This window comes from Mycobacterium sp. MOTT36Y (genome assembly GCF_000262165.1).
In the GTDB taxonomy this organism is placed as follows: Bacteria; Actinomycetota; Actinomycetes; order Mycobacteriales; family Mycobacteriaceae; genus Mycobacterium; species Mycobacterium intracellulare.
In genome coordinates this window covers 2,812,060-2,837,147 of sequence record NC_017904.1, presented here as the reverse complement: position 1 = coordinate 2,837,147, position 25,088 = coordinate 2,812,060, and the positions used below count along the sequence as shown (strand labels likewise).

At 70.0% G+C, this 25,088-nt stretch carries 21 protein-coding genes; 9 read left to right on the top strand and 12 right to left on the bottom strand.

Features of this window, described 5'->3' with window-relative positions:
• The first annotated feature begins 28 nt into the window (after window positions 1-28).
• A complete protein-coding gene (gene modA / locus W7S_RS13065) occupies window positions 29-802 on the top strand; it encodes a molybdate ABC transporter substrate-binding protein (protein WP_008256932.1) in 774 nt (257 codons plus the stop codon).
• A 36-nt stretch (window positions 803-838) separates the two neighbouring features.
• Here the strand turns inward: modA and W7S_RS13060 are convergent, their stop codons facing one another.
• Window positions 839-1,501 carry a DUF2510 domain-containing protein gene (locus W7S_RS13060; protein WP_008256930.1) on the bottom strand — a complete coding sequence of 221 codons (663 nt, stop codon included), beginning with the start codon at window positions 1,499-1,501 and terminating at the stop codon, window positions 839-841.
• A gap of 228 nt (window positions 1,502-1,729) precedes the next feature.
• Between W7S_RS13060 and W7S_RS13055 the strand changes: the two genes are divergently transcribed.
• The 5 genes from W7S_RS13055 (at window position 1,730) to W7S_RS13035 (ending at window position 6,406) form a co-directional block, all read left to right on the top strand.
• Window positions 1,730-2,527: an ABC transporter permease gene (locus W7S_RS13055; protein ID WP_170320594.1), complete on the top strand. Its 798-nt coding sequence runs from the start codon at window positions 1,730-1,732 to the stop codon at window positions 2,525-2,527.
• Window positions 2,528-2,536: 9 nt separating this feature from the next.
• The gene (locus tag W7S_RS13050; protein ID WP_014711682.1) at window positions 2,537-3,640 is read left to right on the top strand and encodes a sulfate/molybdate ABC transporter ATP-binding protein; all 1,104 of its coding nucleotides are present in this window, start codon (window positions 2,537-2,539) and stop codon (window positions 3,638-3,640) included.
• 140 nt (window positions 3,641-3,780) lie between these two features.
• On the top strand, window positions 3,781-4,899 hold the full coding sequence (locus W7S_RS13045; protein ID WP_014711681.1) for an alanine and proline-rich secreted protein Apa: 1,119 nt from the start codon (window positions 3,781-3,783) through the stop codon (window positions 4,897-4,899).
• A gap of 131 nt (window positions 4,900-5,030) precedes the next feature.
• Entirely contained in the window at window positions 5,031-5,330 is a 300-nt protein-coding gene (locus W7S_RS13040) for a GlsB/YeaQ/YmgE family stress response membrane protein (RefSeq protein WP_008256923.1), read from the top strand.
• A gap of 47 nt (window positions 5,331-5,377) precedes the next feature.
• Entirely contained in the window at window positions 5,378-6,406 is a 1,029-nt protein-coding gene (locus tag W7S_RS13035) for a zinc-binding alcohol dehydrogenase family protein (RefSeq protein WP_014711680.1), read from the top strand.
• A 6-nt stretch (window positions 6,407-6,412) separates the two neighbouring features.
• Here the strand turns inward: W7S_RS13035 and W7S_RS13030 are convergent, their stop codons facing one another.
• The 4 genes from W7S_RS13030 to W7S_RS13015 form a co-directional block, all read right to left on the bottom strand.
• Entirely contained in the window at window positions 6,413-7,171 is a 759-nt protein-coding gene (locus W7S_RS13030) for a CPBP family intramembrane glutamic endopeptidase (RefSeq protein WP_041297846.1), read from the bottom strand.
• A gap of 61 nt (window positions 7,172-7,232) precedes the next feature.
• Window positions 7,233-9,605, bottom strand: coding sequence for a phosphoketolase (locus W7S_RS13025; RefSeq protein WP_041297845.1), 2,373 nt, complete (start codon window positions 9,603-9,605; stop codon window positions 7,233-7,235).
• Window positions 9,606-9,635: 30 nt separating this feature from the next.
• Window positions 9,636-10,499 carry an SDR family oxidoreductase gene (locus W7S_RS13020; protein ID WP_014711677.1) on the bottom strand — a complete coding sequence of 288 codons (864 nt, stop codon included), beginning with the start codon at window positions 10,497-10,499 and terminating at the stop codon, window positions 9,636-9,638.
• A gap of 101 nt (window positions 10,500-10,600) precedes the next feature.
• Entirely contained in the window at window positions 10,601-11,524 is a 924-nt protein-coding gene (locus tag W7S_RS13015) for an undecaprenyl-diphosphate phosphatase (RefSeq protein ID WP_008256912.1), read from the bottom strand.
• Between the two features lie 195 nt (window positions 11,525-11,719).
• Between W7S_RS13015 and W7S_RS13010 the strand changes: the two genes are divergently transcribed.
• The 3 genes from W7S_RS13010 to W7S_RS13000 all read left to right on the top strand — a co-directional run bounded on the left by W7S_RS13010 (window position 11,720) and on the right by W7S_RS13000 (window position 17,978).
• The gene (locus tag W7S_RS13010; RefSeq protein WP_041297844.1) at window positions 11,720-14,128 is read left to right on the top strand and encodes a CoA transferase; all 2,409 of its coding nucleotides are present in this window, start codon (window positions 11,720-11,722) and stop codon (window positions 14,126-14,128) included.
• Between the two features lie 93 nt (window positions 14,129-14,221).
• Window positions 14,222-15,706, top strand: coding sequence for an acetyl-CoA acetyltransferase (locus W7S_RS13005; protein WP_014711675.1), 1,485 nt, complete (start codon window positions 14,222-14,224; stop codon window positions 15,704-15,706).
• Window positions 15,707-15,818: 112 nt separating this feature from the next.
• The gene (locus W7S_RS13000; RefSeq protein ID WP_014711674.1) at window positions 15,819-17,978 is read left to right on the top strand and encodes an NAD-dependent epimerase/dehydratase family protein; all 2,160 of its coding nucleotides are present in this window, start codon (window positions 15,819-15,821) and stop codon (window positions 17,976-17,978) included.
• Here W7S_RS13000 and W7S_RS12995 read toward each other — a convergent pair.
• The 7 genes from W7S_RS12995 to W7S_RS12965 form a co-directional block, all read right to left on the bottom strand.
• Entirely contained in the window at window positions 17,952-19,184 is a 1,233-nt protein-coding gene (locus W7S_RS12995) for an NAD(P)/FAD-dependent oxidoreductase (protein ID WP_008256905.1), read from the bottom strand. The genes W7S_RS13000 and W7S_RS12995 overlap by 27 nt on opposite strands.
• 45 nt (window positions 19,185-19,229) lie before the next feature.
• On the bottom strand, window positions 19,230-19,955 hold the full coding sequence (locus W7S_RS12990) for a DUF72 domain-containing protein (RefSeq protein ID WP_014711673.1): 726 nt from the start codon (window positions 19,953-19,955) through the stop codon (window positions 19,230-19,232).
• A gap of 6 nt (window positions 19,956-19,961) precedes the next feature.
• Window positions 19,962-20,588 carry a hypothetical protein gene (locus tag W7S_RS12985; protein ID WP_014711672.1) on the bottom strand — a complete coding sequence of 209 codons (627 nt, stop codon included), beginning with the start codon at window positions 20,586-20,588 and terminating at the stop codon, window positions 19,962-19,964.
• A 43-nt stretch (window positions 20,589-20,631) separates the two neighbouring features.
• Entirely contained in the window at window positions 20,632-20,964 is a 333-nt protein-coding gene (locus W7S_RS12980; RefSeq protein WP_008256899.1) for a TfoX/Sxy family protein, read from the bottom strand.
• A gap of 7 nt (window positions 20,965-20,971) precedes the next feature.
• Window positions 20,972-21,361 carry a nitroreductase family deazaflavin-dependent oxidoreductase gene (locus W7S_RS12975; RefSeq protein ID WP_014711671.1) on the bottom strand — a complete coding sequence of 130 codons (390 nt, stop codon included), beginning with the start codon at window positions 21,359-21,361 and terminating at the stop codon, window positions 20,972-20,974.
• Between the two features lie 49 nt (window positions 21,362-21,410).
• Entirely contained in the window at window positions 21,411-23,732 is a 2,322-nt protein-coding gene (lon, locus tag W7S_RS12970; RefSeq protein ID WP_008256893.1) for an endopeptidase La, read from the bottom strand.
• A 93-nt stretch (window positions 23,733-23,825) separates the two neighbouring features.
• Entirely contained in the window at window positions 23,826-25,085 is a 1,260-nt protein-coding gene (locus W7S_RS12965; protein ID WP_050989384.1) for an alpha-hydroxy acid oxidase, read from the bottom strand.
• Window positions 25,086-25,088: the final 3 nt, after the last annotated feature.

Here is a 25,088-nt window from a genome sequence, read left to right as displayed (position 1 = left end):
CGCATCGTCGGCGGGCTAGGGTGCATCCATGTGTCGGATCGGGTTCCTGACCGGGTTGTTTTCGGCGGTGTTGCTGGCGGTGGTCGGGTGTGGGTCCACGCGGCCGCCGGCGCAGTCGCCGCAGGCGTCCGGGAAAGTGATGGTGTTCGCCGCCGCGTCGCTCAAGCCGGTGTTCACCCGGCTGGGCCAGCAGTTCACGGCCGAAAACCCGGGCAGCGGCGTCGAATTCGAGTTCGCCGGCTCCTCCGAGCTGGCCACCCAGTTGACGCAGGGCGCGACCGCCGACGTCTTCGCGTCGGCCGACACCGCGCAGATGGACACGGTCAACAAGGCGGGCCTGCTCAGCGGCGCCCCGCGGACCTTCGCGTCGAACACACTGGTCATCGTCACCGCGCCGGGCAACCCGAAGCAGATCGGATCCTTCGCCGATCTGGCCAAGCCCGGGCTGAACGTGGTGACCTGCCAGCGGCCGGTGCCGTGCGGGTCGGCCACCCATCGCGTCGAAGACAGCACCGGGGTGCGCCTCAACCCGGTCAGCGAGGAACTCAGCGTGACGGACGCCCTCAACAAGGTCACCAGCGGCCAGGCCGACGCCGCGCTGGTCTACGTCACCGACGCCAAGACGGCCGGGAGCAGGGTCGCGACCGTGACCTTCCCCGAGGCCGCCGGCGCGGTGAACGTCTATCCCATCGCGGTGCTGAACAAGGCCGCCCATCCCACCCAGGCGCGGAAGTTCGTCGACCTGGTGACCTCCGCGGCCGGCCAGCAGATCCTGGCCCAGGCCGGCTTCGCCAAGCCCTGACCTTCGTCCTCACCGCAACGCGGCGAACGCCCTCGGCTAGGGCTGGAAGGCCGGAAGAATCGAGCCGGAATCGCGGATCTCCCAGATGCTGTTCTTGGTCACGCCGTCGAAGTTGATCTTGTTCAACGTCGCCCGCGAGTAGGTGAGGTCGATGGCGACCTGGGTCGAGGTGTTGCCGTACGGGTCGGTCATCGGGAACGTGCCCTGAACGTTCACCGCGGAAGCATCGGGGTAGGTCGCTCGGGCGTACCTGAGAATGTCGATGGTGTCCAGCCGCGCACCGTCTTTGATCAGCAGCTCGGTGTAGTTGTCCCGAATGGCGAATCGAGCGTCGACGATTTCGCCGTCCGGGCCTTGAGTGGTCGTGAAGGTGACGCCGTCGGGCTTCTTGGGACCGGCCGGCGTCGACGGCGCCGCCTCGGTCGGTGTCGACGGTGCGGACGAGGGCAGTTGGCTGTCGTTTCGTTCGAATCCCCAGCTTTTGCCGACGATCACGAGGAGAACCAGCACGGTGAGTACAGACAGCGCCAGGGCCACCTTCCCGGAAAGGCCCTTCTTGGGCGGTTCCGTGGCGAAGGCCCATTCGCTGGTCCAATTGGTCCCGTCGAAATACCGTTGCAGCCCATGGCCTACCCCGGCGGGATCGGGGTACCAGCCCGGCGCCGATTTGGGCGGGGGCGGCGCCTGTTCAGATGGCATCCAAGCACCTTCGTCCTGACGGTGACCTTCCGGCTACCCGCGGCGATGGCCGCGCAAAACCATTCTCGCGCACCGGCTGACCACCAGTCACCGGGCCACCACTTACCGCCGGCGTCGGCGGGTCCCGCCCCACTGCGGCGCGCCGCGCACGCCGTTCCGGTGTAATGCGAGGAGCGGGTGAGCGGGTTCCGCGGACTTGTCAAGGTGGCCGTCGGCAGGAGGCTAGGTATTAGCGCGCACAGCACGGATCTGCCCCGCTGGGTGTACCTGCCCGCGGCCGTCGGGACCGTCTTCGTGGGGCTGCCATTGCTGGCCGTCGCGGTGAAGGTCGACTGGCCGCATTTCTGGTCGCTGATCACGAGCCCCTCGTCGCGCACCGCGCTGGCGCTCAGCCTTCGGACCGCGACCGCCAGCACGGTGTTGTGCGTGGCGCTGGGCGTGCCGATGGCGCTGGTGCTGGCGCGCAGCACGGCGCGACTGGTGCGGTTGCTGCGGCCGTTGATCCTGCTGCCGCTGGTGCTGCCCCCCGTCGTCGGGGGCATCGCCTTGCTCTATGCGTTCGGGCGGCTCGGACTGCTCGGCCAGTACCTGCAGGCCGCGGGCATCAGCATCGCGTTCAGCACGACCGCCGTGGTGCTGGCGCAGACGTTCGTCTCGCTGCCGTTCCTGGTGATTTCCCTCGAGGGCGCGGCGCGTACCGCGGGGGCCGACTTGGAGGTGGTGGCCGCGACGCTCGGGGCGCGGCCCAGCGCGGTCTGGTGGCGCGTCACCTTGCCGCTGTTGGCGCCGGGCGTCGCTTCGGGCGCGGTGCTGGCGTTCGCCCGCTCGCTGGGGGAGTTCGGCGCCACCCTGACCTTCGCCGGCTCGCGGCAGGGGGTGACCCGCACGCTGCCGCTGGAGATCTATTTGCAGCGGGTGACTGACGCCGACGCGGCCGTGGCGTTGTCGCTCCTGCTGGTCGTGGTGGCGGCCCTGGTGGTGGTGGGGCTGGGCACACGCCGGCTGACCGGGGCGGACGCGAGGTAGGGCCGGGCCATGAGCGAATTGCAGCTGCGCGCGGTCGTCGCCGACCGCCATGTGGATGTGGAGTTCTCGGTGTCCGCGGGGGAGGTGCTTGCGGTGCTCGGGCCCAACGGCGCGGGCAAATCGACTGTCCTGCATGTCATCGCGGGCCTCCTTCGACCCGACCACGGGACGGTGCGGCTGGGCGATCGGGTCTTGACCGACACCGCGGCCGGGATCGACGTCCCGACGCACGACCGCCGAGTGGGGCTGCTGCTGCAAGACGCATTGCTGTTCCCCCACATGACGGTTGCCGCCAACGTCGCGTTCGGACCGCACAATCGTCGCGCGAGCCTGCGTCCGGGCCGCGCGACGCAGAAAGCGACGGCGGCCCGCTGGCTGCGCGAGGTGGACGCCGAGCGGCTCGCCGACCGCAAACCGCGACAGCTCTCCGGCGGGCAGGCTCAGCGGGTCGCCATTGCTAGGGCGCTGGCGGCCGAACCCGACGTGTTGCTGCTCGATGAGCCCCTGGCCGGGCTCGACGTCGCCGCGGCCGCGGCGATCCGGGCGGTGCTGCGCGCGGTCGTCACCCGCAGCGGCTGCGCCGCGATCCTGGTCACCCACGACCTGCTCGACGTGTTCACGTTGGCCGATCGGGTGCTGGTGCTCGAATCCGGCAAGGTCGCCGAAATCGGGCCGGTGCCCGACGTGCTCACCGCGCCGCGCAGCCATTTCGCGGCCCGCATCGCCGGTGTCAACCTGGTCAATGGGACGGTCGACCGCGACGGCTCGCTGGTCGCGCACGGCGGCGACCGCTGGTACGCCGCCGCACCCGAGCGGGGCGAACTGGTCTCACCGGAGCAGCATGCGATCGCGGTGTTCCCGCCCACGGTGGTCGCCGTCTATCGCGACCGGCCGCACGGCAGCCCCCGCAACGCCGTGGAAGTCACCGTGGCCGAGATGGATGTCCGCGGGTCGGCGGTGCTGGTGCGCGGCGCCCAGCAACCCGATGGCGCCCCCGGCCTGGCCGCCGAGATCACCGCGGACGCCGCCGCGGAGTTGCGGCTGGCACCGGGGGACCGGGTGTGGTTCTCCGTGAAAGCCCATGAGGTGACGCTGTATCCGGCCGCGCACTGAGCCCACCGGCGGAGTGCCCGGCGGCGTCCGCCGTCCGCGGGGCAGTCGGCAGGTTGCACATTGGCAACATCGACACAACTGCGCTGCGATAGTCCGCAAAGCTCCTTGCGTCACAGCCGTAACACGGTAGGTTCGTCGCCATGGAGCAGGTGGAACCGATTTCGACACGCCGCAAAGGACTGTGGACGACGCTGGCGATCACCACGATGAGTGGTGCCAGCGCACTCGCCATCGCGTTGCCGGCGACCTCGAGCGCCGATCCCGAAGTCCCGACCCCCGTCCCGCCGAGCCCGGCCGCTCCGGCCGCGCCGGCGCCACCCGCGGCTCCGGCCGCTCCCGCCGCGCCGGCGCCACCTGCGGCTCCGGCGCCGAATGGGCAACCGGCACCGGGTGATCCCAACGCGGTCCCACCGGCCGTGGCCCCCAACGGGGCACCGCCACCGCCCGTCGACCCCAACGCGCCCCCACCACCGCCCGTCGACCCCAACGCGCCGCCACCGCCGCCCGTCGACCCGAACGCGGGGCGGATCAACAACGCCGTGGGTGGATTCAGCTACGTCCTGCCCGCCGGCTGGGTCGAGTCGGACGCCTCCCACCTGGACTACGGCTCGGCGCTGCTGAGCAAGGTGACCGGCCCGCCACCGATGCCCGACCAACCGCCGCAGGTTGCCAACGACACCCGCATCGTGATGGGCCGCCTCGACCAAAAGCTTTACGCCAGTGCGGAAGCCGACAACGCCAAGGCCGCGGTGCGGCTGGGTTCGGACATGGGTGAGTTCTTCATGCCCTATCCCGGAACGCGGATCAACCAGGAGAGCACCCCGCTCGCCGGCGCCAACGGCAGCACCGGGAGCGGGTCGTACTACGAGGTCAAATTCAGTGATGCCTCCAAGCCGAACGGCCAGATCTGGACGGGCGTGATCGGCTCGGCCAACGGCGGGAACGCGCAACGCTGGTTTGTGGTGTGGCTCGGAACCTCCAACGACCCGGTGGACCGGGGCGCGGCCAAGGCGCTCACCGAGTCGATCCAGGCCTGGACACCGCCGGCGGCTCCGCCAGCGGCTCCGGGAGCCCCGCCGGCTCCGGGTGCGCCCGCGCCGGCACCGGCGGTTCCTGGGGCGCCCCCGCCGGCACCCGCACCGGGGGCTCCCGCAGCGCCGGCGGCTCCGGGGGCACCGGCACCGGTCCCGGGCCAGGCGCCGGCCGTGGAGGTCAGCCCCACCCCCGCGCCGGCACCGCAGCAAACTCGCTCGGCCTGACATAGGCCGACGGAAAATCGGTTGGTCAACCGTCTCCGATTCGGCACTCGTTTCGTGACCCAAACTGGGTATACCGAAGTGACGGCCCAGCAAAGCGCTGGGCTTTGCCAGCGATTGCAAGGAGACCCGCAATGGACATCATGGCAGCTACGGAATTCCTCGCTCGATCAAGCACGCTCACCAGCGTCGGCTGGATCGGTTACATCATCATCGGTGGTATCGCCGGTGCGATCGCCAGCAAGATCATCCGCGGTAGCGGAGCCGGGATCCTGATGGACATCGTGATCGGCATCGTGGGCGCGCTGGTCGGCGGTTTCATCCTGAGCTTCTTCGTCGACACCGCCAGCGGCGGCTACTTCTTCACCTTCTTCACCGCCCTGCTCGGCTCGTTGCTCCTGCTCTGGATCGTCGGCATGGTACGCAGGACCTAGCAGGCCGAACCCGTTGCGGCCGTGGTGGTTAGCGGCATGATGGAGCGATGGCATCACCGGTGACCACCACGGCAATGCGCGCCTGGCGCGTTCGTCGACCCGGGCCGATGGATACCGGCCCGCTCGAGCAGGTCACCACCGAGGTGCCGCGGCCGGGCCCGTCCGAACTGCTGGTGGCCGTGCGCGCGTGCGGGGTGTGCCGGACCGACCTGCACGTCACCGAAGGCGACCTTCCCGTCCACCGCGAACGGGTCACGCCCGGGCACGAGGTGGTGGGGGAGGTCGTCGAACTAGGCGCCGAGGCCGGCGACAAGTTCCGGGTGGGGGACCGGGTGGGTATCGCCTGGCTGCGCCACACCTGTGGCGTGTGCAAGTACTGCCGCCGCGGCGACGAGAACCTGTGCCCGAAATCCCGCTACACCGGCTGGGACGCCGACGGCGGCTACGCCGAATTCGCCACCGTCCCGGCCGCTTTCGCGCACCCCCTGCCCGGCGGGTACAGCGACAGCGAACTCGCCCCGTTGTTGTGCGCGGGCATCATCGGTTACCGCTCGCTGCTTCGCGCCGAGCTGCCGCCCGGCGGACGGCTAGGCCTCTACGGTTTCGGCGGCAGCGCGCACATCACCGCGCAGGTCGCCCTCGCGCAGGGCGCAGAGGTGCACGTAATGACGCGCGGAGCCCGGGCCCGCGAGCTGGCGTTGGAACTCGGCGCCGCCTCCGCGCAGGACGCGGCGGATCCGCCCCCGGCGCCGCTGGACGCCGCGATCCTGTTCGCCCCGGTCGGTGATCTGGTGCTGCCCGCGCTGCAGGCGCTGGATCGCGGTGGCACGCTGGCGATCGCCGGGATCCACCTGTCGGATATCCCGGCGTTGAACTACCAGCGTCACCTGTTTCAGGAACGCCAGGTCCGGTCGGTCACCTCCAACACCCGGGCCGACGCGCGGGCCTTCCTCGATTTCGCGGGCGAGCACCACATCGAGGTGACCACGCCCGAATATCCTCTCGGACAAGCCGATCGGGCGTTGACGGATCTGAGCGCCGGGCGCATCGCGGGCGCGGCGGTGCTGCTGGTGTGACCGTTCTCAGGTGGACAGGTGCCACACGAACGCGGCGGCGAGCGCACCGAGCCCATTCAGGGACCAGTGCAAGGCGATCGGCGCGATCAGGCTGCCGCTGCGCCGGCGCAGCCAGCTGAAGACGAACCCCGCGGCTCCCGTCGCCACCACGGCGCCGGCCACCCCCGTCAGCATTCCCACGATCCCGCCGCCGAACAGCCGGGTGAAGCCCACGTTGCTGCTGGTCAGTCCGAACGACGTGGCCACGTGCCACAGCCCGAACAGCAGCGAGCCCGCCAGCGCGACCCCGCGAAAACCCCACGCCCGGTTGAGCGCGCCGTGCAGGACGCCCCGAAACGCCAGCTCTTCGGGGATGACGGTCTGCAGCGGGATGATGACCATCGAGGCGACCATCGCGCCCGAGATCGTGGCGTAGCGGTTGTTCAGGAACATCGGCCGGGTCGCCGGCAGCAGCACGCCGACCGCGATCACCGAGGCCACCACCGCCACGGCCGCCAGCGCATAGCCCAGTCCCGGCTTCCAGTGCTCGCGGCCGAGGCCGAGATCCGCCCAGCCCAAACCGCGGCACCGCATCAAGATGACCAGCCCGACGGCGGCGGCCGGGACCGTGCCGACGCTCGCCCACGGCGTGGTGAAATGCGCGATCAAATCCGTCAGGACCAGAACCACCACGACGACGGCGATGTCCAGGTGGATGCGGAACCGGTGCAGCGCCGAAAGCTCGGACGCCACAGGGTGAACGTCGACTGTGCCGGCCTCATGCATCCGGCCAGTCTACCGGCGGCCCACGGCGCGACGGGCCAATGCGATTGCCGTCACGCGAATCTCAGTCACTCGGCTCCCAGGTCCACCCCGAAATCTTCGGGTCGTCCTCCCCGTGCTCGCGGGTGTACATCCGCGCGGCCAGGCGGGCGTCGACCATGCGCTGCCGCAGCATGGCGGCGCGGCTGGCCAATCCGTCGACCCGGTCGATGACATCCATGACCAGATGGAAGCGGTCCAAATCGTTGAGCATCACCATGTCGAAGGGCGTCGTCGTGGTGCCGCGTTCCTTGAAGCCGCGCACGTGCATATGCGCGTGGTTGGTGCGGCTGTAGGTCAGCCGGTGGATCAGCCACGGATAGCCGTGGTAGGCGAAGATCACCGGCCTGTCCGGGGTGAACAACGCGTCGAATTCGCGGTCCGGCAGGCCATGCGGGTGCTCGGTGTCGGGCTGCAGCCGCATCAGGTCGACGACGTTGACCACCCGGACGGCCAGCTCCGGCAGCTCGGAACGCAGGATGTCGGCGGCGGCCAGCGTCTCGAGCGTCGGGATGTCCCCGGCGCACGCCAGCACCACGTCGGGGTCGTCGCCCACAGATTGGGCGGTGCTCGCCCACTCCCAGATGCCCAGGCCGCGGGTGCAGTGCGCGATGGCCTCATCCATGTCGAGATAGGCCAGCGCGGGCTGCTTGCCGGCGACGATGACGTTGATGTAGTCGCGGCTGCGCAGGCAGTGATCGGCCACCGACAGCAGCGTGTTGCCGTCCGGCGGCAGGTACACCCGCGTGAGCTCGGGTCGCTTGTTGGCGACGAGGTCGATGAACCCCGGGTCCTGGTGGGACGCCCCGTTGTGGTCTTGGCGCCACACGTGCGAGCTCAGCAGGTAGTTCAGCGACGCGATCGGCCGCCGCCACGGCAATTCCCGGCTGGTGGCAAGCCATTTCGCGTGCTGGTTCAGCATCGAGTCGACGATGTGCACGAACGCCTCGTAGCAGTTGAACAGGCCGTGCCGCCCCGTCAGCAGGTAGCCTTCCAGCCAGCCCTGGCACAGGTGCTCGGACAGCACCTCCATGACGCGGCCGTCGGGCGCCAGGTGCTCGTCGTCGGGCTCGATCTCGGACAGCCACACCTTGTCGGTCGATCCGTAGACGGCGTCGAGCCGGTTGGAGGCCGTCTCGTCGGGCCCCATGAGCCGGAATCGGTCCTTGTTGCGGGCGATCACGTCGCGCAGGAACCCGCCCAGCACCCGGGTCGCCTCGTGCGTGACGGCCGCCGGTCGCTCGACGGCGACGGCGTAGTCGTGGAAGTCGGGCAGGTCGAGGTCGTGCAGCAACACCCCGCCGTTGGCGTGGGGGTTGGCGCTCATCCGGCGATCCCCGCTGGGCGCCAGCGCCCGCAGCTCCGGCCGCAGCCGGCCGTTTTCGTCGAAAAGCTCCCCGGGCCCATAGCTGCGCAGCCACTCTTCGAGCTGGGCACGGTGTTCGGGGTTGTCGCGCGTCGCGGCCAGCGGCACCTGGTGCGAGCGCCAGGTGCCCTCAACCTTCTTGCCGTCCACCATCTTTGGCCCGGTCCAGCCCTTAGGGGTACGCAGCACGATCATCGGCCACACGGGCCGCTCGACCCCGTTGCCGCCGCGGGCCGCACCCTGGATGGCGGCGATGTCGTCGAAGGCGTCGTCGAGGGCGGCGGCAAGTTGCCGATGCACATCGGCCGGGTCGTCACCGGCGACCGTGATCGGGCGGTACCCGTAGCCGCGCAGCAGCGATTCCAGTTCGGCGTGCGGGATGCGGGCCAGCACCGTCGGGTTGGCGATCTTGTAGCCGTTGAGCGCCAGGATCGGCAGCACGGCGCCGTCGGTGACGGGGTTGAGGAACTTGTTGGAGTGCCAGCTGGCGGCCAGCGGCCCGGTTTCGGCCTCGCCGTCACCGACGACGCAGGCCACCACCAGATACGGGTTGTCCAGGGCGGCGCCGTAGGCGTGCACCAGCGCGTAGCCGAGCTCGCCGCCCTCGTGGATGGATCCCGGCGTCTGGGCGGCGACGTGGCTGGGGATCCCGCCGGGGAAGGAGAACTGCCGGAACAGCTTGCGCAGGCCCTCGGTGTCCTCCTCTATGCCCGTGTAGACCTCGCTGTAGGTGCCTTCGAGGTAGGCGTTGGCGACCAGCCCCGGTCCGCCGTGCCCCGGCCCGGTCACGTAGATGACGTCGGCGTCGCGGTGGCGGATGACCCGGTTCAGGTGCGCGTAGACGAGATTGAGCCCGGGGGTGGTGCCCCAGTGACCCAGCAACCGCGGTTTGACGTGATCGATGGTCAGCGGCTCGGTGAGCAGCGGGTTGTCCAGCAGGTAGATCTGCCCGACCGACAGATAATTGGCGGCACGCCAGTACTTGTCGATCAGCGCGAGTTCGTCGTCGGAGAGCGCGGTTGCGTGGGTCATCTCACCGATTGTTCCCACCGATCCCTCCCGCTACTCCTCGCCGCGGGCGCGGGCTTCGTACGCCTGCCGCTTTTCGACGTCGACGTCGTCGGTGAAGACGTGATCGCCGCCGAGCATCCGGTTGAGGCCCTCGGCGATGCGGCGCGGCCAGAATTTCTGGGACACCACCATCGCCCCCGCGGCCTTGGTGATCCGCACCCGCGGCTTGGGGTGGGCCACCAGCTTGACGATGGCGTCGGCGATCTCGGCGGGCTCGGCGTTGCGGAACCCCTTGGCCCCCTTGGTGCCCGCGGTGAGCTCGGTGTTGACGAACGTCGGCAACACCGCGGAGAACTTCACCCCGGCCGAGCGGTACTCCAGCCGCGCCGAGTCGGTGAACGCGACCACCGCATGCTTGCTGGCGCAGTAGGTCGCCAGCCCGACGATGTAGAGCTCCCCGGCCAGCGAGGCGACGTTGATGACGTGGCCTGTGCCGCGGGGCACCATGCGCTGGGCCGCCAGCTTGCTGCCCAGGATCACGCCGTAGACGTTGATGTCCAGAATCCGCCGGGTGACCGCGTCCGGTTCGTCGACGATGCGGCCGACCGGCATGATGCCGGCGTTGTTGATCAGCACGTCGATCGGGCCGAGCCGGCGTTCGACCTGGTCGAGGAAATCGGCGAACGACTGCGGGTCGGTGACGTCGAGTTTTCCGTACACGTCGAGGCCCAGGTCGGCGCCCGACTCCTTCACCCGCACCTCGTCGATGTCGCCGATGGCGACCTTGGCGCCCAGGTTATGCAGCGCGGTCGCGGTGGCCAGCCCGATTCCCCGCGCTCCGCCGGTGATGACTACCACCTTGTCGCGAACTTTTCCGCGGACGGCCTTGAGGCCGAGGGAACCCGTGTCTGCCATGTTCGGTGCCTTCCAGATTCTTGACGGGTGTCAACTAGACAATCCGGTAAGCACAGCACTCGAAGTCCGGCCGCGCAACAGCCGGTCGGACCGGGCGAGGTTCAGCGCACGGCCAGCCACACCAGGCTGGCGGCGCCGGCCAGCGCACAGTAGATCGCGAACGGGGTCAGCGTCCGGGTCTGGAAATAGCGGGTGAGGAAGCGCACGGCCAGGTAGGCGCAGACGAACGAGGCGACGCTGCCCGCCAGCACCTGGCCGCCGATGCCGGCGCCCAGCGGCCCGAAGAGCTCCGGGATCTTGTACACCCCGGCGGCCAGGATGATCGGCGTCGCGAGCAGGAAGGAGAAGCGCGCGGCGTCCTCGTGCGACAGGCCGCGCCACAGGCCGGCGACGATCGTGATCCCCGACCGGCTGATACCGGGGAACAGGGCCAGGATCTGCGCGGCCCCGATCACCAGGCCGCGCGGCAGCGGGAGCTGGGCCAGCCGCTGATCCGAGGCCTCGTCGCCGTGTTCGAGCTCCGCATCGGACGGTGCCGGCTGTCCCGGCGCGGGCGCGGGCGCGATGCGGCGGCGCAGCACCTCGCCCACGTACAGGGCGATGCCGTTGAGCAACAGGAACGTCGCCGCCGGGATCGGTTTGCCGAGCGTCGTCCGAAAAAGCTGCTCGAGCGCCAGGCCGGCCAGGCCCACCGGGATGGTGCCCACCACGATCAGCCACGCCAGCCGCTCGTCGGGCGTCTGAATGCGGCGATACCGCAGCGACGAGAAGAACCCCGACAGGATGCGCAGCCAGTCGCGCCAGAAGAACAGCAGCAGGGCGGCGGCGGTGGCGACGTGAAGGCCGACGATGAAGGCGAGGTAGGGCGAGTGGGGGGCCGAGACGCTGAGGTCCTGCGCCCACCGCCCGCCGACGAGTGCCGGCACCAACACCGCGTGCCCCAGGCTCGAGACCGGGAACAGCTCGGTGACGCCCTGGAACGCGCCGACCACCACGGCCTCGACGTAGCTCAAGTGCGCGGTCATAGTGGGTGCCTCCATCGGACGACGGGTCGCGGTCGGCCTGTGAGGATAGCCCACGCGAGTCCCCGAGTGGCCGTTCGGGCCGACCCGAGGGGATGAGCGCCGAATCCGCTTGCCCACCCGGCATTTTGGCCGCATGCTCGCCCCGTCAGGCGGGCGAGCGCCCGCCGTGCAGCGCCCTGACCAGGCAGGTACGGTGTGCAGATGGTCGACGGGTTGCTCGATGCCGTGCGAGTCCTCGACTTGTCGGGCGGGGTCGCCGACGTGGTGACCCGTCTGTTCGCCGATCTGGGCGCCGACGTGTTGAAGGTGGAACCGCCGGGCGGCTGCCTGGCGCGTGACGCGCTGCCGACGCTGCGCGGCGCCAGCATCCCGTTCGCCGTGCACAACGCCAACAAGCGCAGCGCGGTGCTCGACCCGTTCGACGACGAGGACTGCGCCCGCTTCCTCGATTTGGCCGCCGACGCCGACATCGTCGTGGACACCGGCGCCGACGAGCGCGGCGCCATGTTCGGAACCTCCGGCGAGGAGCTCGCCGCCCGCTACCCGCACCTGGTGGTGCTGTCGATCACCGACTTCGGCGCGACCGGCCCGCGGTCCTCGTGGCGCGCCACGGATCCGGTGCTGTACGCGATGTGCGGCGCGCTGTCGCGGTCCGGCCCCACCACCGGCACCCCGGTGCTGCCGCCGGACGGCATCGCGTCGGCCACCGCGGCCGTCCAGGCGGCGTGGGCCGCGCTCGCGGCGTACTACAACCGATTGCGTTGCGGCACCGGCGATTACATCGACTTCTCGTGGTTCGACGCGGTCGTCATGGCCCTCGACCCGGCCTTCGGCGCGCACGGGCAGGCCGCCGCCGGCGTCCGGCGCACCGGGCGGTGGCGGGGCCGTCCGAAGAACCAGGACGCCTACCCGATCTACCCCTGCCGGGACGGCTACGTCCGGCTGTGCGTGATGGCGCCCCGGCAGTGGCGCGGCCTGCGGCGCTGGCTGGGGGAGCCGGAAGACTTCCAAGATCCCAAATACGACGTGATCGGCGCGCGATTCGCGGTGTGGCCGCAGATCAGCGAGCTGCTGGAGAAGCTCTTCGCCGGACAGAGCATGAAGGATCTGGTGGCCGCCGGACAGGCGCACGGGGTGCCCATCGCCGCGGTGCTGACGCCGGCGCGGATTCTGGGTTCGGATCACTTCCAGGCGGTCGGCGCGATCACCGAGGCCGAGCTCGCCCCGGGCGTGCGGACCGCCGTGCCGACCGGGTATTTCGTGGTCGACGGCCGGCGCGCGGGTTTCCGCACGCCGGTGCCCGCCGCGGGCCACGACGAACCGTACTGGCGCGGCAATCCGTCGGTGGTGCCGTCGGCGTCGGGCCGTCTCGGCGACTATCCCTTTGCGGGACTGCGGATTTTGGATCTGGGCATCATCGTCGCCGGCGGTGAGCTGAGCCGGCTGTTCGGTGACCTGGGCGCCGACGTGATCAAAATCGAGAGCGCCGATTACCCCGACGGATTGCGGCAGGCCCGCGTCGGCGAGGCCATGAGCGAGTCCTTCGCCTGGACGCACCGCAACAACCGCGGTTTGGGGCTGGACCTGCGCAGCGCCGAGGGCAAGAAGATCTTCGGCCGGCTCGTCGCCGAGGCCGACGCGGTCTTCGCCAACTTCAAGCCGGGAACCCTTACCGCACTGGGGTTTTCCTACGACGAGCTGCGCGCCCTCAACCCGCGGATCGTGCTCGCCGAGAGCAGCGCGTTCGGCGACACGGGGCCGTGGAGCGCGCGGCTGGGGTACGGCCCGCTCGTGCGGGCCACGACCGGCGTCACCCGGCTCTGGACAAGCGACGGCCCGGGGGAGGGGACCGAGGCGGCGCGGCACGCGTTTTACGACGCGACGACGGTGTTCCCCGACCACGTGGTCGGCCGGGTCACCGCGATCGCCGCGCTGGCCGCGCTGATCCACCGCGACCGGACGGGCAACGGAGCCCACGTCCACATCTCGCAGGCCGAAGTCGTGGTCAACCAGCTCGACACCCTGTATGTCACGCAAGCCGCGCTGGCCGCGGGCATCGACCGGATCCGCCAGGACACCAGCCTGCACGCGGTCTATCCCTGCGCCGGTGACGACGAATGGTGCGTCATCTCGATCCGAACGGACGACGAATGGCGGCGCGCCGCTTCGGTTTTCGACCATCCCGAATGGGCGGACGACCCGCGCTTCGCCACCGGCGAAGCGCGGCTGGACAATCGGGACGAATTGGTGGAACGGGTCTCGGCGTGGACCCGCACCCGCACCCCGCTGCGGGCCGCCGAACTGCTGCAGTCGGCGGGTGTTCCGGCCGGGCCGATGAACCGTCCGCCCGACATACTCGAGGACCCTCAGCTGATCGCGCGAAACGTCTACAGCGCCATGGCTCATCCGCTGATCGAGAACCCGCTGCCCGCCGAGACGGGACCGGCGCCCTACCGCCACATTCCGTCGGCCCGGCGGGCCCCGGCGCCTCAGCCCGGGCAGGACACCGTCGAGATCTGCCGAAACGTGCTGGGAATGAACACCACCGACATCCAGCGGCTGATCGACGACCGCGTGCTGTTCGGCCCGGCCGCCGACGCCTGAGCCGCCCCGCGATCGCCCGAATGTGCGGCCGGCCGCGCCCTCGCGCCCCACTGTGCGGCGAGCCGCACGCCGGGGGTCCGATAGGTTCGACGCATGACCGCTGACCCCAGGACCCCGGTTTTGATCGGCTATGGCCAGGTCAACCACCGCAACGAGATCGATCCGGCCACGCGGTCCGTCGAACCGATGGACCTGATGGTCGCCGCGGTCGAGCGGGCCGCCGACGCCGCGGTGATCGAGGCGGTCGACTCGATCCGGGTGGTCAACATCCTGTCGGCCCAGTATCGCGATCCCGGGCTGTTATTGGGCCAGCGCATCGGCGCCTCGGATTTCACCACGCTGTACAGCCCGGTCGGCGGCAATGTGCCGCAATCGCTGCTCAACCAGGCCTGCCTGGACATCCAGGGCGGCCGCGCTGGCGTCGTGCTGCTGGCCGGCGCCGAAACCTGGCGCACCAGGCGCGGTCTGCGGGCCCAGGGCGGCAAGCTGGTGTGGACCGAACAGGACCGCTCGGTCCCGATGGCCGAGGTGAGCGGCGACGACGTCCCGATGGCCGGCGACGCCGAGATCAGGATTTCCCTGGACCGCCCGGCCTACGTCTACCCCTTGTTCGAGCAGGCGCTGCGGGTGGCGCGCGGCGAGTCGATCGACGATCACCTCCGGCGGATCGGGGAGCTGTGGGCGCGGTTCAACGCGGTGGCGGTGGACAACCCGCACGCGTGGATCCGCACGCCGTCCAGTGCCGACGACATCCGCCGGGTGGGCCCGCGGAACCGGATGATCAGCTGGCCCTACACCAAGTTGATGAACTCCAACAACATGGTCGACCAGGGCGCGGCGCTCGTTCTGACCTCGGTCGAGCAGGCCAGGAGGCTGAAGATCCCCGCCGAACGCTGGGTGTACCCGCACGCGGGCACCGACGCGCACGACACGCCGTCCATCGCCGAGCGCCACGAACTGCACCGGTCCACGGCCATCCGGATCGCCGGCGCGCGGACGCTCGAGCTGGCCGGCCTGGGCATCGACGACATCGATTACGTCGACCTGTACTCGTGCTTTCCCTCCGCGGTGCAAGTCGCGGCGGCCGAACTCGGGCTGAGCGTCGACGACCCCGCCCGCCCGCTGACCGTGACCGGCGGACTGACGTTCGCCGGCGGCCCGTGGAGCAACTACGTGATGCATTCGATAGCCACCATGGCGGAGTTGCTGGTGGCCAATCCGGGCCGGCGCGGTCTGATCACCGCCAACGGCGGCTACCTGACCAAACACAGCTTCGGTGTCTACGGCACCGAACCGCCGGCCGAATTCCGTTGGGAGGACACGCAACCAGAGGTCGACGCGGAGCCGACGACCGACGCGGTGGTGGAATGGGAAGGCGTGGGCACCCTCGAGGCGTGGACGACGCCGTATGACCGCGAGGGACGGCCGGAAAAGGCCTTTCTGGCGGTGCGCACCCCCGACGGGTCGCGCGCGCTGGCCGTGGTCACCGACGCCGACGCGGTGCAGGCCTCGGTGCGTGAAGATCTCGGTGGCGCCAAGGTCGCCGTCGCCGCGGACGGCAGCGCGACTCTGCGGTAGCCCCGTCACCCGTATGGCGCCAGGTCAGCGGCGCCGATCCTGGGTAACGGTCGCGTAGCCTATGCCGACTTGCCTATTGTTGAGTGCTGAGGGTTGGGGGAGGTGAGCCCAGGTGCACATCCTGGTTACCGACGCCACCGGCGCAGTCGGGCGCCTGGTCGCTGGGCAGCTCATCGCTGCCGGGCACACGGTCACCGGCATTGCTGAGCTCCCGCATCCCTGCCTCGACCGCAACGTCGAATTTGTTTGCGCATCGCTGCGCGACCGCGTCTTGCGGGAGCTCACCGACGAGGCCGACGCGGTCATCCACCTGGCACCCATCGACCCCACCGCGCCCGGCAGCGCCGGCATGGACGGGCTGGCGCGGGTCACCGATGCGGCCGCGCGCGCCGGCTCCCGCCTGGTGTTCGTGTCGCAGGCCGCGGGACGGCCCGAGTTGTATCGGCCGGCCGAGGACCTGGTGTCCTCGAGCTGGGGACCCACCGCGGTCATCCGGATCGCGCCACCGGTCGGGCGCCAGCTCGACTGGATGGTGTGCCGCACCGTGGCCACGCTGTTGCGCAGCAAGGTGTCCGCGCAGCCCATGCGCGTGCTGCACCTCGACGACCTGATGCGCTTTTTGGTCCTGGCGATGGACACCGACCGCACCGGTGTGGTGGACCTCGCCAGCCCGGACACCGTCAACATGGTCACCGCCTGGCGCGTATTGCGAGCCGCCGACCCGCGCATCCGGCCGCATCGGGTGCGCAATTGGGCCCAGCTGACGCCGGAGTTCGATGTCGCTGCGGCACAAGAGGACTGGATGTTCTCATACGGCTGGCACGCGCTGGACGCCGTCGCCGACACCGCGCGGGGACTCGTCGGGCGCCGGCTGGACACCGCCGGCGCGATCAACCAGGGCGGACGGCTCGCGCTGCCCGTCGAGGTGCTGCCGCAATCTCGGCGACCGGCCGGTGACGACGTGCGCACCGCCGCGCCGGAAGGCATGGAGGGCGAATTCGACGACCAGATCGATTCGCGGTTCCCGGTTTTCAGCGGCGCCGCACTGGCCGAGGCGCTGCCCGGACCGCTCACCCCGATCACGCTGGACGTCCAATTGAGCGGGCTGCGCACCGCGAGCCGGGTGTTGGGACAGGCGCTCGCCCTCGGCGGCGTCGCCGATGCCGAATGGGGCAGCAGGGCCATCGCGGTGTTCGGCCACCGCGCCTACGTCGGCGTGTCGGTCAACATGGTCGCGGCCAGCCAGCTGCCCGGTTGGGACGAGGACGCCGTCGCCCGCAACGCCCTCGTCGGCCAGCCCCAGGTCGGCGATCCGCTGCCGTTCGGCGAGCCGGCCTGGACGGCCGGGGCGCTCGGCTCGGTCGCCAAGGCCGTCGCCGCGGGGCGGTCGGTCGCGCTCCTGCGTCACCTGCGGGCCGACACCCGGGCGTATTGCGCCGCCGCGGAAGCCGAGCACCTCGATGCCGCCCAACTGGCGTTGCTGCCCGAAGCGGCCCTGGAAGTGCGGCTGCGGCTGTTGCGCGACCGCATCCACCAGGGCTGGATCCTCAACGCGCTCTGGTTGATCGACACCGGCGTCACCGCCGCGGCGCTGCCGCGCAGCCAGGCGGGGCACAGCGTGCCCGGGATCAGCATGATCACCGACAGCGGACTCGTCGCGGCGGAGACCGCCGAGCTGGCGTCGGCGCTGCGGGCCGACCCGCCGTTGCGCGCGCTGGCCGCCGAGGGCAACCTCGCGAGCATTCGTGCGCTGTCGCCCAAGACCGCTGCCACCCTGGACGCGGTCGTCGCACGCATCGGGCACCGCGGTCCGGGCGAGGCCGAACTGGCCAGCACGACCTTCGCCGACGACCCGACGATGTTGCTGACCGCCGCGGCGGCGGCCGCACCCCCCGAGCCCACGCCCGCCACATTGGCCGAGCGGCTCACCGCCAACGCGCGCGGTTCGCGGGAGCTGGCCCACGACACCACGATGCGGTTCACGCACGAGCTGCGGATGACGTTGCGCGCGTTGGGATCTCTGCGCGTCGAGGCGGACCTGATCGACGCCGTCGACGACATGTACTACCTGACGTGCAATGAACTGGTCACGATGCCGGGCGACGCACGGCTGCGGATCAAACGCCGCCGCACCGAACGCGAACGCCTGCAGGCGCAGTTCCCACCCGACGTTATCGACGGGGCCTGGGCGCCGGTCCCGCACAGCCCCGACGGCCCGGGCGCCGGGACCACCGCCGAGGATGGCTCAGCCGAGCAGCTCGCCCAGGGGTGAGCGCGGGTCGGCCAGCTTGTCGGGGTCGACGGCGGCCTTCGACCGGATCAGCGCTTTGACGTCGTCGAGCACATCCCAGATGTTGACGTTCATTCCGGCCAGCACCCGGTGGTCGCCGTCGAGCCAGAACGCGACGAACTCCCGACCGGCGACGTCGCCGCGAAACACCACCCGCTCGAAGCTGGGGGCGTGTCCGACGTACTCCATCCCGAGGTCGTATTGATCGGTGAAGAAATAGGGCAGCTCCGCGTATTCGCCTGGTGTGCCCAGCATCCCGGCCACCGCCACGGCGGGCTGCTTGAGCGCGTTGGCCCAGTGCTCGGTGCGGATGCGGGTGCCCAACAGCGGGTGTTCGGCGGCGGCGATGTCGCCGACCGCATAGATGTCGGGATCGCTGGTGCGCAACGAGGCGTCGACGAGCACCCCGCCGTCGCCCAGGGAGAGCCCGGCCTGCTCGGCGAGTTCGACGTTGGGCTTGGCGCCGACGGCCACCAGCACGGCGTCGGCGGCCACCGTCGATCCGTCCCGCATCCGCAGGCCGGTGGCCGAGCCGTCGGCCGTTGTGATCTCCTCGACCTGCGTTTCGAGGCGAAGATCCACGCCGTGCTCGCGGTGCAGGGTGGCGAACACCTCGCCGACGGTCTCGCCCAGCGCGGCCAGCAGCGGCTGCCTGGCGGTTTCCACCACGGTGACGTTCACACCTCGCTGGCGCGCACCCGCGGCCACTTCCAGCCCGATCCACCCGGCGCCCACGATCGCGAGCGAAGCGCCTTCGGACAGAACGTCGTTCAATGCCACGGCGTCTTCGTAGGTGCGTAGGTAATGCACACCGGCGGAGTCCGACCCCGGTATCGGGGGCCGGCGCGAGGCCGATCCCGTGGCCAGCAACAGCTTGTCGTAGCCGACGGTGGTGCCGTCGGGCAGCCCGACGGTGTGGCCGGCGGCGTCCAGGGAGGCCACCCGCGTGTTGAGCCGTAGGTCGACGTTGTGGTCGCGGTACCAGTCGGAGTTCTGCACGGTGAAATCGGTCAGCGACTTTTTGCCGGCCAGATACTCCTTCGACAGCGGCGGCCGCTCGTAGGGCAGATGTTCCTCGTCGGCGAACACAATGATGTGCCCATCAAAATCGTTGTCGCGCAATGCTTCTACGGCTTTAGCGGCCGCGAGTCCGCCACCGATGATGACGAAGCTGGTCGAGTTGGCCATGGATGGGGCTCCGTTCTGTGGAATTTTCAGCCTACTCGCGGGCGCTCAGCCCAACAGCTCGCGCAGGTCGAGAGCGTTGCGGACCGCGTGCCCGCCCAGGTCGTTGTTGAAATACATCCACACGTCTTTCCCTTCACCGTCCCAAGCGGTGAGCCGCTCGGCCCAGCGGCGCAGATCGTCGGCGGTGTAGGAACCGGCGTAGTTCGCCTCGGGATCCGGCCCGTGCATCCGGATGTACACCAGATCGGTCGTCGCGCGGGGAATGCACTCGAGCCCCAGCCCACTCATCACCACATACGCGGCGCGATGGCGTTCCAGCAGCTCGAACACCGCGGGGTCATTCCACGACGGGTGCCGCAGTTCGACGGCGACGCGGATCGACGTGGGCATGAGTTGCAGGAACGAATCCAGGCGCGCGTCATCGCGCTGCTGTTCGGGGTGCAGCTGCACCAGCAGCACGCCGTGGCGATCACCCAGCAGCTGCCAGCAGCGTTCGAATCGTTCGATCCACGGTTCGGGGGAGGCCAGCCGGCGGTAGTGCGTCAAGCCGCGATGCGCCTTGACCGACATGGTGAAGCCGTCCGGCAGCTGATCGCGCCAACCCTCGAACGTCGAATGCTTGGGCCACCGGTAGAAACTCGCGTTCAGTTCGACGGTGTCGAACGCCTCGACGTAGCGGGCGAGCCGGCGCGCCGACGGCGTTCCCGGCGGATACAGCACATTGATCCAGTGGTTGTACGACCACCCCGAGGTACCGATTCGTATGGCCACCGCGGCTCAGCCGGCCACCCGCTGACGCACATCGGCGTCCAACGACGCCCTGACCAACGCGGCGGCCAGTCGCGCATTGGCCTGCGGCGCAAGGCTTCCCAGCTTCTTCGGTTCGGCGGGCAGGCCAAACCGCTTGGCGGTCCCGGTGGCGCGGTCATCGAAATACGGCCGCACCCAGGTCCACACGTCCTGCACCTCGCGCAGGTAGATGTCGGCGCCCGTGTCGCCGATTCCCTTGAACTGCTTGAGCATCCGTTTCGCCGCGGCCACGTCATGCCCGCTGCGATCGGCCAATTCGCGCATGTCGCCGGAGTAGTCGTCGCGAAGTCGTTCGGCCATATCGGTGAGCCGGGTGGCCGAGCTCTCGTCGTAACGCACGTAGTGCGCGCGCCCAAAGGCGTCGATCATGGTTTGCCGGTCCGAGGCCAGCACGGCCTCGGGGGTCCGCAGGCCCGCCTTGAAGAGTTCGCGCGCGGCGGCCGTGGCGATGGTCGCATCGATCGGCTTGCTGGCCAGCATGCACAGCACCAAAAGCTGGAACAGCGGCATCGGCTTGTCGCTCAGCGTGATGCGCGCCTGCGCCGCGTAGGTCGTGCCGGCCACGTCGAGCAGTCGTCGCACCCGCTTGTCCATACCGCACCGCGTACCCCCACGCCGCCACGGCAAACCGCGCCCGCTATTTGGGCGGCAGGCTGCGCGCGTGGTCGACCCCGCGTTTGACCCAACTATGAAGCTGGCGTTTGGTTTGCACGCCGGCGGGCTCGACGCGCAGCCAGCCCCGGGCCTCCCGCCCGGCCATCACCATGGGGCTGACGTGCGCGCGCCCGGCGAGTTTGTCGGTGTCCTCGCGCGGCACCCGCACCAACAGTCCACCCTGGCCACTGACGGCCACCGACATGTTGCCGTTGACCAGGAACGCCAGGCCGCCGAACATGCGCTTTTCGTCGATGCCCGGCTGGCCTCCGAGAAGTTCGCGGACCCGGTTGGCCAGGTCTTCGTCGTAGGCCATCCGCGGGTCAGTCCAGATCGACCCGGACGGTGAGCAGGTCGCTGCCCATCAGGCGCACCATCGCGCTGTTCAGCCGCGGCAGGTTGCCCAGGCGCTGCACCGCATCGTCGTCGGGCAGGAGGTGGGCGGTGCCGTTGCGCCACGTGCCGCCGACGCGCACCCGCACAGCCGGATTGGCCTTGATATTGCGGATGTAATCCGAGTGCTCGCCGTGTTCGGAGACCATCCAGAACTGGTTGTCCACCACGCGCCCGCCCACCGCGGTGCGCCGCGGCTGCCCGCTCTTGCGTCCCGTGGTCTCGAGCATGGTCATCGGCAGCTGCCGGCCGACCGGGTTGACCAGCAGGCGTTGAACACGGTGGACCACTTGTCGTTTGAGAGTCACGGCTTCATTCAACGCCGGGCGTGACCGCGGGGAAAGCCCCGGGTCACGCCCGGCGCCCCGATCAGGCCGCGGCCGTGGCGGCCGAGGCCGCCGGTTCGAGCGCCTGGGCCACGATCTCGGCGACGTCGGTCATGGGCCGCACGTCCAGCGCCTCGAGCACCTCGGTGGGCACGTCATCGAGATCCGGCTCGTTGCGCTGCGGAATGAAAACCGTTGACAGCCCGGCACGTTGGGCGGCCAGCAGCTTTTGCTTCACCCCGCCGATGGGCAGCACCCGGCCGTTCAGCGTGACCTCTCCGGTCATGCCGACGTCGGAGCGGACCTGGCGTCCGGTGGCCATCGAGACCAGGGCGGTCACCATGGTGACACCGGCCGACGGGCCGTCCTTGGGCACCGCCCCCGCGGGCACGTGGACGTGGATGCGCCGGTCCAGCGTCTTGGGATCCACACCGAGCTCGGCGGCGTGCGAGCGCACGTAGGACAGCGCGATCTGCGCCGACTCCTTCATCACGTCGCCCAGTTGACCCGTCAGTTGCAGGCCCGGGTCACCGTCGGTGGAGCCGGCCTCGATGTAGAGCACGTCGCCACCGAGGCCGGTGACGGCCAGGCCGGTGGCCACACCGGGCACCGCCGTGCGTTCGGCCGATTCCGGCATGAACCGCGGACGGCCCAGGTAGTCAACCAGATCCGGCTCGTCGATGGTGATCGGTCGCGGATCGTCAACCAGCTTGGTGGTCGCCTTGCGCAGCGCCTTGGCCAGCAGCCGTTCGAACTGTCGCACACCGGGCTCGCGGGTGTAGTCGGCGGCGATCTTGCGCAGCGCCGCGTCGCTCACCGCCACCTCGTCCTCGGTCAGCGCCGCGCGGTCCCGCTGCCGGGGCAGCAGGTAGTCCCGCGCGATGGCGACCTTGTCGTCCTCGGTGTAGCCGTCGATGGCCACCAGCTCCATGCGGTCCAGCAGGGCCGACGGGATGTTCTCGATCACGTTGGCCGTCGCCAAAAACACCACATCGGACAGGTCGAGGTCCAGATCCAGGTAGTGATCCCGGAAGGTGTGGTTCTGCGCCGGGTCCAGCACCTCGAGCAGCGCCGCGCTCGGGTCGCCGCGGTAGTCGGAACCGACCTTGTCGATTTCGTCCAGCAGCACAACGGGATTCATCGATCCCGCCTCACCGATCGCACGCACGATGCGGCCCGGTAGCGCGCCGACATAGGTGCGCCGGTGCCCGCGGATCTCGGCCTCGTCGCGCACACCGCCCAGGGCGACGCGCACGAACTTGCGGCCCAACGCCCGGGCCACGCTCTCGCCCAGCGACGTCTTGCCGACGCCCGGGGGACCGGCCAGCACCATCACCGCACCGGAGCCGCGGCCGCCGACGACCTGCAGCCCGCGTTGGGCGCGGCGCGCCCGGACGGCCAGGTATTCGACGATGCGATCCTTGACGTCGTCCAGCCCGTGGTGATCGGCGTCCAGGACTTCCCGCGCCGCCTTGAGGTCGGTGGAGTCCTCGGTCTTGACGTTCCACGGCAGGTCGAGCACGGTGTCCAGCCAGGTGCGAATCCAGCCACTCTCCGGGCTCTGGTCGCTGGAGCGTTCCAGCTTGCCGACCTCGCGCAGCGCGGCCTCGCGCACCTTCTCGGGCAGCTCGGCGGCCTCGACGCGGGCCCGATAATCATCGGACCCGTCGGGCTCACCTTCACCGAGCTCCTTGCGGATGGCGGCCAGCTGCTGACGCAGCAGGAACTCCTTCTGCGTCTTCTCCATGCCCTCGCGCACGTCCTCGGCGATCTTGTCGCTGACCTCGACCTCGGCGAGGTGGTCGCTGGTCCAGTCGATCAGCACGCGCAGCCGCTCGGCGACGTCGACCGTCTCCAGCAGCTGGCGCTTCTGCGCGTTGCTCAGGTAGGACGCGTACCCCGAGGTGTCGGCCAGCGCCGACGGATCGGACAGCCGGTTGACGTAATCGATGATCTCCCAGGCCTCGCGTCGTTGCAGCATGGCCAGCAGCAGCTTCTTGTACTCCGCGGTCAGCGCCTTGACCTCGTCGGTCGCCTCGGCCTCGGGGACCTCGGTCACCTCGACCCACAGCGCCGCCCCGGGGCCGGATGCGCCCGCCCCGATCTGTGCCCTGCGCTCGCCGCGCACCACCGCGGCGGTGCCGCCACCGGCGATGCGCCCGACCTGCAGGATCTTCGCGATCACACCGTGCGACGGATACCGGTCCTCGAGCCGGGGGGCGATCAGCAGCTGTCCCGACTCGCTGGCCTGGGCGGCGTCGATCGCCGCGCGGGCCGCGTCGTCCAGCGCGATCGGCACCACCATTCCGGGCAGCACGATGGTGTCGGTGACAAACAGCACCGGCACCGACTTGGCTTCAGCCATCAAATCCTCCAAAAGTTGAGTCTGATGCGCTTAACCCAGCCGGGCGCCGGTTTGTTCCCGCGCGTCCCGGCCATCGCGGGGGTGCGGCCGGCCTCACACCGGCGGCACGGGCCCCAGGCGCCGCAGCTGCGTGACGTGCTGCGGCGATAGCTCCTCGAGGCACGTGACGCCGAGCAGGCGCATCGTGCGGATCACGCCCTCGGCGAGGATGTCGATCGCGCGGCTCACCCCCGCCGCACCGCCGGCCATCAGGCCGTAGAGGTAGGCCCGACCGACCAGCGTGCACCGGGCGCCCAGCGCGATCGCCGCGACGATGTCGGCGCCCGACATGATGCCGGTGTCCACCAGGATCTCGGTGTGCTGACCCAGGTCGCGCGCCACTGTCGGCAGCAGGTGAAACGGCACCGGGGCCCGATCCAGTTGGCGCCCACCGTGATTGGACAACACGATCCCGTCGACACCGCGGTCGACGACCGCGCGGGCATCGTCAAGCGTCTGAATCCCTTTGACGACGAGCTTGCCCGGCCACTGCTCCTTGATCCACTCCAGGTCATCGAAGGTCAGGCTGGGATCGAACATCGTGCTCAGGTATTCGGCGACCGTGCCGGGCCAGCGGTCCAGCGACGCGAACGCCAGGGGTTCGGTGGTCAACAGGTCGAACCACCACTTCGGGTGGGGCACCGCGTCCAACACGGTGCGCAGCGTCAGCGTGGGCGGGATCGTCATGCCGTTGCGGTTGTCGCGCAGCCGTGCGCCGGAGACCGGGACGTCGACGGTGACCAGCAGGGTATCGAAGCCGGCCTCGGCGGCGCGTCTGACCAGCTCCATCGAGCGTTCGCGGTCCCGCCACATGTAGAGCTGAAACCACTTTCGGCCTCGGGGCACGGCCGTGACGAGGTCCTCGATCGCGCAGGTACCCAGCGTGGACAGCGAAAACGGGATCCCCGCCCTGGCCGCCGCCTGCGCGCCCGCGATCTCGCCCTCGGTGTGCATCAGCCTGGTGAATCCGGTCGGCGCGATCCCGAACGGCAGCACGACCGGCTGGCCTAGCACATCCCACCCCGCGGACACTTGGGAGACGTCGCGCAGGATCGTCGGATGAAATTCGATGTCGCGGAAGGCTTGTCGGGCGCGTTCGATGGACAGCTCGTCTTCGGCCGCGCCATCGGTGTAGTCGAACGCGGCCTTCGGGGTGCGCCGCTTGGCGATGCGCCGCAGGTCTTCGATGGTGTAGGCGGCGTCGAGCCGCCGCTTGGTCGCGTTCAGCTCGGGCCGCTTGAACTGCATGAGCGGGGCGAGATCGCGCACTTTGGGTACTCGTCGGCGAACGGCCTTCCGTCTTTCGAGTTCCATAAT

Excerpts from the sequence above, each read along its gene's own strand:
- W7S_RS13020 (WP_014711677.1), bottom strand. The coding sequence starts at position 10,499 with ATGGCAGACACGGGTTCCCTCGGCCTCAAGGCCGTCCGCGGAAAAGTT.
- W7S_RS13050 (WP_014711682.1), top strand. The coding sequence starts at position 2,537 with ATGAGCGAATTGCAGCTGCGCGCGGTCGTCGCCGACCGCCATGTGGAT.
- W7S_RS12995 (WP_008256905.1), bottom strand. The coding sequence starts at position 19,184 with ATGGCCAACTCGACCAGCTTCGTCATCATCGGTGGCGGACTCGCGGCC.
- W7S_RS13025 (WP_041297845.1), bottom strand. The coding sequence starts at position 9,605 with ATGACCCACGCAACCGCGCTCTCCGACGACGAACTCGCGCTGATCGAC.
- W7S_RS13060 (WP_008256930.1), bottom strand. The coding sequence starts at position 1,501 with ATGCCATCTGAACAGGCGCCGCCCCCGCCCAAATCGGCGCCGGGCTGG.
- W7S_RS12980 (WP_008256899.1), bottom strand. The coding sequence starts at position 20,964 with ATGGCCTACGACGAAGACCTGGCCAACCGGGTCCGCGAACTTCTCGGA.
- W7S_RS13005 (WP_014711675.1), top strand. The coding sequence starts at position 14,222 with ATGACCGCTGACCCCAGGACCCCGGTTTTGATCGGCTATGGCCAGGTC.
- W7S_RS12965 (WP_050989384.1), bottom strand. The coding sequence starts at position 25,085 with ATGGAACTCGAAAGACGGAAGGCCGTTCGCCGACGAGTACCCAAAGTG.
- modA (WP_008256932.1), top strand. The coding sequence starts at position 29 with ATGTGTCGGATCGGGTTCCTGACCGGGTTGTTTTCGGCGGTGTTGCTG.
- W7S_RS13030 (WP_041297846.1), bottom strand. The coding sequence starts at position 7,171 with ATGCATGAGGCCGGCACAGTCGACGTTCACCCTGTGGCGTCCGAGCTT.
- lon (WP_008256893.1), bottom strand. The coding sequence starts at position 23,732 with ATGGCTGAAGCCAAGTCGGTGCCGGTGCTGTTTGTCACCGACACCATC.
- W7S_RS13045 (WP_014711681.1), top strand. The coding sequence starts at position 3,781 with ATGGAGCAGGTGGAACCGATTTCGACACGCCGCAAAGGACTGTGGACG.
- W7S_RS13035 (WP_014711680.1), top strand. The coding sequence starts at position 5,378 with ATGGCATCACCGGTGACCACCACGGCAATGCGCGCCTGGCGCGTTCGT.
- W7S_RS12985 (WP_014711672.1), bottom strand. The coding sequence starts at position 20,588 with ATGGACAAGCGGGTGCGACGACTGCTCGACGTGGCCGGCACGACCTAC.
- W7S_RS13040 (WP_008256923.1), top strand. The coding sequence starts at position 5,031 with ATGGACATCATGGCAGCTACGGAATTCCTCGCTCGATCAAGCACGCTC.
- W7S_RS13015 (WP_008256912.1), bottom strand. The coding sequence starts at position 11,524 with ATGACCGCGCACTTGAGCTACGTCGAGGCCGTGGTGGTCGGCGCGTTC.